The 8,377-nt window shown below is 69.3% G+C and carries 6 protein-coding genes; 4 read left to right on the top strand and 2 right to left on the bottom strand.

Annotated features, from left to right (window positions below; genetic code table 11):
* The first annotated feature begins 170 nt into the window (after nucleotides 1-170).
* The 3 genes from ABIB25_RS12145 to ABIB25_RS12135 are packed head-to-tail and all read left to right on the top strand — an operon-like array spanning nucleotide 171 to nucleotide 4,863.
* Entirely contained in the window at nucleotides 171-2,912 is a 2,742-nt protein-coding gene (locus tag ABIB25_RS12145) for an AAA family ATPase (protein ID WP_354528717.1), read from the top strand.
* A 5-nt stretch (nucleotides 2,913-2,917) separates the two neighbouring features.
* Nucleotides 2,918-4,213, top strand: a complete 1,296-nt coding sequence (locus ABIB25_RS12140) for a sensor histidine kinase (RefSeq protein WP_354528716.1) — start codon at nucleotides 2,918-2,920, stop codon at nucleotides 4,211-4,213.
* Entirely contained in the window at nucleotides 4,210-4,863 is a 654-nt protein-coding gene (locus tag ABIB25_RS12135) for a response regulator (RefSeq protein ID WP_354528715.1), read from the top strand. Before ABIB25_RS12140 ends, ABIB25_RS12135 begins: the two co-directional genes overlap by 4 nt.
* Before the next feature lie 140 nt (nucleotides 4,864-5,003).
* Here ABIB25_RS12135 and ABIB25_RS12130 read toward each other — a convergent pair whose 3' ends face one another.
* Together ABIB25_RS12130 and ABIB25_RS12125 are read right to left on the bottom strand one after the other, a co-directional pair.
* Entirely contained in the window at nucleotides 5,004-5,882 is an 879-nt protein-coding gene (locus ABIB25_RS12130; protein WP_354528714.1) for an ABC transporter ATP-binding protein, read from the bottom strand.
* Between the two features lie 375 nt (nucleotides 5,883-6,257).
* Nucleotides 6,258-7,007: an ATP-binding cassette domain-containing protein gene (locus ABIB25_RS12125; RefSeq protein WP_354528713.1), complete on the bottom strand. Its 750-nt coding sequence runs from the start codon at nucleotides 7,005-7,007 to the stop codon at nucleotides 6,258-6,260.
* A 429-nt stretch (nucleotides 7,008-7,436) separates the two neighbouring features.
* Here ABIB25_RS12125 and ABIB25_RS12120 point away from each other — a divergent pair, with 429 nt between their 5' ends.
* Nucleotides 7,437-8,354 carry an ACP S-malonyltransferase gene (locus ABIB25_RS12120; RefSeq protein WP_354528712.1) on the top strand — a complete coding sequence of 306 codons (918 nt, stop codon included), beginning with the start codon at nucleotides 7,437-7,439 and terminating at the stop codon, nucleotides 8,352-8,354.
* Nucleotides 8,355-8,377 lie beyond the last annotated feature (23 nt).

Raw genomic sequence — 8,377 nt, 5'->3', positions numbered from 1 at the left:
TTCACGAAGACATGTGACGGATTCACAGCCATCGGGGTTCTAGGGGGGCGCCAAGGGTTCTACCTGCGGGTTCGGTATCCCTAGCCTGCTTGGAAAGAAGTCTGCGACGAAGGTGTTCGTCGTCTCGTGCCGGAAGCGAATCCACCCATCGATCTCACTCTGGGGTACACATGGTGCTCAACAGCAGTCGAAGCAGTGAAGAGAGCTATCTGCTCCACCTCCTCGACGAATGCGAGCGGGGCAGGCCGCAGGTGGTCTGCGTCAGCGGCGCCGTCGCCATCGGGAAAACCGAGCTGCTGACGGCCTTCTGCCAGCAGGCGGCCGATTCCGGCGCACTCGTGCTGTCGGCAGTGGCCCGGCCCGGCGACCGCGACCGGCCGCTGGGTTCGTTCGCCCAGCTGCTGGACCGTCCGGGCATCCCGGAGGAGATCCGCGAGCACCTGTCCGCGTCGGTCAGCGTCATCGCGGCCCAGCCCACCTACGGGACCTGTACGCACCCGCGTTCGCTGCTGCAGGACGCGGCGCTGCTCGCCGATCAGGTCGCCGCCCTGCTCTCGGATCTGGCCGGTCTTGGTTCGGTCGTCCTCTCGATCGACGACCTGCAGCACATGGACTGCATGTCATTGCAGGTGCTGATGCAGCTGTTGCGGCGCCTCACGTCCGGTCAGGTGATGATCGTCTTCACCGAGGATGCCATGGTCGTCCCCACCCATCCGGTGCTCCGCGCCGAGATCGGCCGGCACGCCGGGTATTCCGGGATCGACCTGCGGCCACTGGAGATCGAGGACATCGCCGGCATTCTCGGGGAGTACTACGAACCGGAGCTGATCGACGACCTCGCTCGGTACTACCAGGCGCAGACCGGTGGTGCCCCGCTGCTGGTCCGCGCCCTGTTGGACGACCACGTCGCTCCCGAGAGCGCCGGCACGGTCCCGGACATCGACGAACCCGCCGCCGGGCCGTCCTTCCGGGGTGCGGTGCTGGCCATCTGCATGCGGTGGGACGACAAGACGACGGCCGTCGCCCAGGCGGCCGCTGTGCTGGGGGATCGGGCCGACGCCCACCAGGTCGCGAAGGTGCTGCCGTGCGATCTGGAACATGCGCAGGAGCGGCTGGCCGCACTCGAGGCCACCGGCCTGGTCGGGTCCGGGCTGCTCCTGAGAAGTGCACGGCCAGTGGTGCTCTGGAACACGCCGGACCAGGTGCGCTTCGACCTGCGGCTCCGGGCCTCACGAGTGCTGAGCGCCCAGGGCGGCGTCGACCAGGCGGACCGCCACGCGGTGCCGGAGCCGTGGAGCATCGACGCGTTCACCGAAGCCGCCCGCCAGGCCGAGGAAGACTACGACTCCGACCAGGCCGCCGGCCTGCTGGACCTCGCGGTGGCCAAGGCGGAGGAGCCGGCCCAGAAGACAGCACTGACCGTCGATCTGGTCCGGCTGCAGTGGCGGTCCGATCCGTCCCGGGCGGCGGCACACCTCGACGACCTGCTGCAGAGCGTCGACGCCGGTCGGCTGGACGGGACCGATGCCGTTTGCCTCGTCCGCTGGCTGACCTGGTGCGGGCGATTCGCCGACGCCGACCGCGTCGCCGGCGCGGTGGTCACAGCCGATTCCCTCGGCGAGCAGGGGACCGCGGATCTCGCCGCCCTGATCCTGGTGCACGGGGCGTCCCTACCGTCGGCAGCCGAGTGGTTCTCCTGTCTCCGCGCCGATCTCGACCTGCTGGTCCAACCTCCGGTCGACACGAAACTGCTGCTGGGATCTGGGGCCCAGCCGGGTCGGTTCGGCCTGATCGCCGTGGCCGCCTTCGATCACACCCAACGCGTCGGCGCCGACGATCTGGTGATCGGCCACGCCGAACAGGTGCTGGCCAACCTGCCGATCGACGACGAGACGTTCGAACCCATCGTGCTGGCGCTGCGAACCCTGGTGCTGGCAGACCGACTGCGCACGGCCGCCCAGTGGACCCACGTCTTCCTCTCCGAGGCCAGAGCCCGGCTTGCCGGCTACTGGCAGGCGGTGCTGACCGGGCTCCGCGCCGAGATCTTCCTCCGCTCCGGCGATCTGGTGGCCGCGCTCGAGTGGGCCGACCGAGCCTTCGACCTGCTGAGCGACGCCGGGTGGGGAGTGGCCATCGGGCAACCGATCTCGGTGGGCATCAGGGCCTCCGCCGTCACCGGCGGGTCAGCGCAGGCGCAGTGGCTGCGGCGCCCGGTCCCGCCCCAGATGGACGGAACGGGCTACGCCATCGACTATCTGGCCGCCCGCGCCGAATCCGAACTCGCACTGGGTTGGGTCGACGAGGCAGCGGAGGATGCCGACCACGCCGCCGAGTTGGCCGCGGGTCGCTTCGACCTGCCGACCGCGGTCGCGGTGCGCTCGGTCCAGTCGGCGGTCGCCATCGAGCGTGGCGAACCCGAACGTGCGCTCGAGCTGCTCGGTGAACAACTGCGGATGCCGGGATCGGGAGGCGCACGCGTGCGCGGTATCTCGCTCCGGCTGTTCGCCGCAGCCCTGAACGGTCCCACCCGTGCGGACGTGCTCACCGAGTCCGCCGGACTGCTGGCGCACTGCGGGGCCCGGTACGAACAGGCCCTGACCCTGGCCGCCCTCGGCGAGATCCGGTCCGAGGAGGGTGCGGCGGAGGCCGCCTCGCTCGTCGTCCGGCAGGCCCTGGAACTGGCCGAGAAGTGCGGTGCCACCGTGCTCTACCGCCGCCTGCGTGTGCTGGCGGACGAGCTGGATCTGCAGATCATCGACGCTGCCGCCGATCTGGGCCCGCAGCCGTCGCCCGGCATCGAGCAGGAATCATCGCCTCCGCTTCATCGGGCGCAGCACGCAGCCCGTCACCGGGAGCCGCCGGCTCCCGTCCATCGTGGATCACTGATCGAATCGGGGAACCCGTCATCATGAGTCTGATGAACCAGCAGCCCAGTTCCACCAACGCGTGGCAGAAGGACGGTCGGCTGTGGGACGTGTTCTTCGTCGCCACCCTGATCGGCACCATCACCTCGGTCGCCACCGGCAACAGCGGGCCGACAGAAGGTGTCGCCGTCATCCTGCTGGTCCTGACCCTGCCGGTCTACCTGCTGCTCGGTCGGCCACTGTTCGGTCCGGTGACGGGGGACACCCGGGAGGTGAACACCTACGTCCTGGCTCTCTCGGCGCTCTACATCGCGGCCGTGGCGTTGCAGCCGTCGGCTCTCGTCCTGCTCTCGGTGGTGTCCTCGCAGTGCTTCAAGCTGCAGTCCCTGCGACGCGGCATCATCACCCTGCTGGTGCAAACCCTGCTGCCGCTGGCGATCTGGACCTACACCCTGCGAAACGACCCATCCGAGCTGGCCGGTCAGGCCATCATCGTCGGGATCATCGTCCCGATCGCCATCGTCGTGTCGATCTGGGTGCAACGGATCATCGACCAGTCCACCCAGCGCGGCGACTTCATCGAGGCTCTGGCCAAGGCGCAGAAGGAGAACGACCGGTTGTCCCGGGCCCATGGCGCACTGGTGGAACGGGAACGAATGGCCAGGGAGATCCACGACACGCTCGCCCAGGGCTTCACCAGCATCGTGATGCTCAGCCGCGCTGCGTCGTCGGAGATCGACAAGGCTCCGGCCGAGGCGCGACGTCACGTCGAACTCATCACCCGCACCGCTGCCGACAACCTCGGGGAGACAAGGGCGTTGGTCGCCGCGATGTCACCGCCGCAGCTCCGCGGGGCATCGCTCCCCGGAGCGATCAGGAAGCTGGCCGGCCGACTGTCGGACGAGGTCGGTCTCGAGGTCGAGGTGACCGTGCAGGGTGAGGCCAGGGCGATGGCCGCGGCCACCGAGCTGGTCGCGGTTCGATCGGCCCAGGAGGCGATGAGCAACATCCGCAAGCACGCCAGGGCGAGCCACGTGTCGATCGACCTGTCCTACGGTCCGCAGGGTTGCGAGATCACCGTGCAGGACGACGGTGTCGGTCTCAATCCCACTCGGGCGGCGACGGTCGAGGAGAGCGACGGCGGTTTCGGCCTGGCCGGTATGCGGAGCCGGCTCGCGGAGATCGGCGGCCACGTCACCCTGCGCAGCGGCGACGGGGAGGGGACCACCGTGGTGCTCTGGCTGCCCGACGTGATCAACCCCGACCTCAAGCGCCCCGAGAATACCGGCAACGAGAATGCGGATGACGGGGTCTCCGCAGAACTCGTCAGTGGGACGGTGACGTCATGATCAGGATCATGTTGGTCGACGACCACCCGATCGTCCGAGAAGGATTGCGCGGCATGCTGAACACCGAGGACGATTTCGAGGTCGTCGGCGACGCCTCGTCCGGTCCGCAGGGCGTGACGCTGTGCCGGACGCTCCGTCCGGACGTCGTACTGATGGACCTGCAGATGCCGGGTGGCGACGGTGTCACTGCCACCCGGGAGATCGTCTCGACCTACCCGGACATCAAGGTGCTGATCCTGACGACGTACGAGACGGACGCGGACATCGTCCGGGCGGTGGAAGCCGGAGCATCCGGTTACCTGCTGAAGGACATCGGGCTCAGCGAGTTGGCAAGATCGATCCGCTCGGCCCGCGACGGTGGCACCGTTCTGGCGCCCTCGGTGGCCGCCTCCCTGGTCTCGTCGATGCGGCATCCGGAACCAACGCTGCCCAAGCTGTCCGCCCGGGAGATCGAGGTGCTCCGACTGGTGGCCGAGGGAATGACGAACAGCTCGATCGGACGCCGGCTCTACATCAGCGAGGCCACCGTCAAGACCCATCTGCTGCGGGCCTACCAGAAGCTCGACGTCGACGACCGCACGGCTGCCGTCACCCGTGGTGTCCAGCTCGGGGTCCTCACGCTCAGTCCCTGGGCGCCGGCTCTGAGCTGATCACTCGAACTGTCCAGCCGGACGATCCAGCCGAGGTATCAAGACAACGAATCAGCCCGGTACCGATTCTCATCGGGACCGGGCTGATCTCTGTCCCTGCCCTTGCCGGACCGGTCGGTCTGCCGCTGCTGCAGCAACTCTCATTCACCATGGGCGTTCAGCAGGTCCGCAACGACGTCGCCCAGAGATGGCGGGACGACGGCGATGCTGTGCACCTCGAGGCCGAAATGCAGCTCCAGCTCGGCCACCACGGCGCCGGGGGCGCGGGTGCGGTGCTCGTGCAATCCGTCCGGTCCGATCCAGCTGACCGTCGAGATGCCCTGACGCCGCTGCGCGATGGTCGCCGGGTGTCCTTGCGCTACCACCTCGCCGGCCGCCACCACGACGACGTGGGCGGCCACCGCGTCGGCCCACCCGATGTCGTCGGTCGCCACCAGGACCGCCGTGCACGCCTTGGTGGCGTCGGCAAGCAGCTCCATCACCCGACGGACCGCGACCGCGTCCAACGAGTCCAGGCGCAGATCCAGCACGATGCGATGGCCGACGCCCGCGACGACGGCGGCACCGATCTCGACGAGCCGGCGAACGTCCCCGGACAGGCCGGACAGATGTTGACGGGCATAGGGTTCCAGGCCGAGGCGGACCAGGATGTCGGCTGCGCCGAATCCGGGCTGGCGTGATCCGGTGGTCTGCGCTGCCCGCCGCAGGAACGACGCGACCGTGGTGAAGCGACCGGGGACGACCGGTGGCGCGGCCAGGGTCTGCAGCGTCAGCGAACGGGACCGCAGACCGGATCGCCTGTTCACCACCGTGAATCGCCCCGGAAAGGCTCCGGGCGCCGCAAGGACTGCCAGCAGGTCGACGGTGTCGGTCGCGTCGGCGCCCAAGAGGGCCGTGACGGAGCCGGCCACCACCGGGATGTCCGTCACCGCTGGGTCGACCACCAGGCGTTCGCGCTGGGTGGTGGTGCTCGTGCTGGTCGATCGACGAGTGCTCCGGCGGCTCAGGACTGTGGACATCGGTGGCTCCGTTCCGGTGGTGGGGACGTTCTGGAAGGGATTGCGTGGGACCTGCCGGTGGGCTCGATTGCCTGCTGCCCTCAGCATCTCGCCAGGTGTGACCCTGATAACACCACCGATCGGTGACGGCAGGGTCCACCGCTCGGTTGACACCGCCACCTCTTTCGTGGGGTATCGACGGTGGTTCGAGGCGGCGTCGGCAGTGCCCAGGCTGCACCTCGGTGGGTCCGGTCGAAGACCCACCAGACGCCGAAAGGCCCCCGGTCGCGAACCGGAGATGATCCGGTGGGCGGTACGGGGGCCGTATCGGGTGGTTCTCGTCGGGCGGCTGCGGGTCCGCAGGCTCTTCTCTGTCGGCCGGGGCCGGCCGGTGAATCAGACGGCGTAGGTGCGGGCCAGGTCCTCGACCGCGTCGGTCAGGGTCGGCGGGGTCACGGCGATGGTGTGGACCTCCTGGCCGAAGTGCGCCTCGAGCTCCGCGACGACGGCACCCGGGGTGCGGGTGCGGTGCTCGTGGACACCGTCCACCGCGGTCCAGCTGACCGTCGAGGGGCCGTGGTGGCGAGCGCGCAGCTCGGCCGGGTTGCCCTGCGCCACAGCGGTTCCGTTGACGAGCACGACCACCGTGTCGGCGGCGGTGTCGGCCCATTCGATGTCGTCGGTGGCGATGACGACGGTGCAGCGGGCGGCGGCCAGGTCGGCGAGCAGTTCCATCACCCGGCGGGTGTTGACGGCGTCGAGGCCGGCGGTCGGGTTGGCCAGGGCGATCCGGTGGGGCGCTCCGCACACCGTGGCCGCAAGGTCGGCCAGTGCCCGGACCTCGGTGCTCAGGGTGCCGACCCGGCGACGGCCGTAGGCGCTCAGGCCCAGGCGCTCCATGATGCTGACGGCGTCGAAGCCGGGGGTGTGACGGCCGTTGGCGTTGGCGGACTTGCGGAGGTAGGCACTGACCGTGGTGAACATGCCGGCTTCGGGGGCGGCGGTGCAGAGGCCGTGAATGGCGGCGGTGGCGGCGGTCCGGTTGTCCGGGCTGGTGACCGCGGTGAGCTGTCCGGCGGCGGCGGGGATGGTGCAGCTGACCTGGGCGGTGGTGCTGGTGGCGGTGGCGGTGGTGGTGGTGTTCATGAGGTTCTCCTTGGGGTGGTGGGCTGGTGAGAGGTTCTGGGGGGGTTCTGGTCCCTGCTTGCTGAGGACAACTCTGCTTCCCCGGCCGCCGGCGCAACACCGTCGAACGGCTCACTGCGGCGTCAGCCGACCGGTTGACACCCACCGTCAGCCGCGTCGGCCGCCCGGCGTCAACCGCCGTCGGGTATCGCGGGACCGGACGGGCCCGGATACCGCCTCCGACAACAGCTCTGGCAGCGGCGGGGGGTAGGGGCGCCCTGCGGGCGCCTAGGGGTGTTCGGCATCCGCGCGGAAACCGACGATATGAGTACCGGGTCCGTCGGACCGGCGGCGCGGCACCGCTTGCAGGTCCGCGGACCCGGTATCTCCACAAAGCACCGGTATCTGAAACAGCAGAGAAAACCCGAAAACGCTGGAAGAGCAGGAGCCATGACCAACAGCGCAATGGTGTTCCCGGGCATGGGGCCGACCGACTACGGCGAGCTGGCCAAGTTCGTGATGATCAACCCGTCGGCGCGCGCCCTGTTCGCGGAAGCCGACGCTGCCGCAGGATTCCGGATCCTGCCGGCCTTCCGCGACGCCGAGGGTGATTACTCCCTTCCCGCGCAGCTGGCGTTCCTGGTCGGATCCCTGGCCCTGGCCCAGTGGGCCGACCGGCAGGACCCGTCGCCGCGCCTGCTCGCCGCCGGTCCCAGCTTCGGGGCAAAGCCCCTGTGCGCCTACGTCGGCAGCCTGTCGGTCGCCGACACCGTCGCGATGACGGTCGGTCTGGCCGAGCTGGGCGAGAGGTACTTCGCCGAGCATCACCAGGGTCTGGTGACGGCCAGTTTCGCCCGGGTCTCGAAGGCCAGTCTGCAGCCGCTCCTCGACCGGCTGACGGCCGACGGGCACTGGCACGAGATGGCCTGCTACGTCGATGAAGAGTTCCTCATGCTGACCCTCGCCGAGGACAACCTGGCCGCCTTCCAGGCCGACATCCGTTCCCTCGGCGGCTTTCCGCTCTATGCGATGCGGCCGCCGATGCATGCGTCCATCTTCGGCGACCTGCGGCAGGCGGCGCTCGATGATGTGCTGGCCCCGCTGACTTTCACCGATCCCACCATCCCCGTCGTCCACGATTCGACGGGGGAGATCCTGCGAACCGGGGAGCAGATCCGCGACCTGGTCCTCTCCACCTACACCTCGCCCGTGCGATGGCCGCGCGTGGTCGAAACCCTTCAGCAGCACGACATCACCGACGTGGTGGTGGCCGGCTCGGACGCCCTGTTCAGCCGCGTGCCCTGCACCGTCAGGAACTTCACCGTCCTGGCGGCCTCACCCCGTCGCGCGCTCCGGCCCGCCGCCTGACGCACCCACCCGCGGCCTGACTC

The organism is Nakamurella sp. UYEF19 (assembly GCF_040546275.1).
Classification (GTDB): domain Bacteria; phylum Actinomycetota; class Actinomycetes; order Mycobacteriales; family Nakamurellaceae; genus Nakamurella.
The sequence above is the reverse complement of the archived record's forward strand: the minus strand, read 5'-3'. Positions and strand labels throughout refer to the sequence as shown.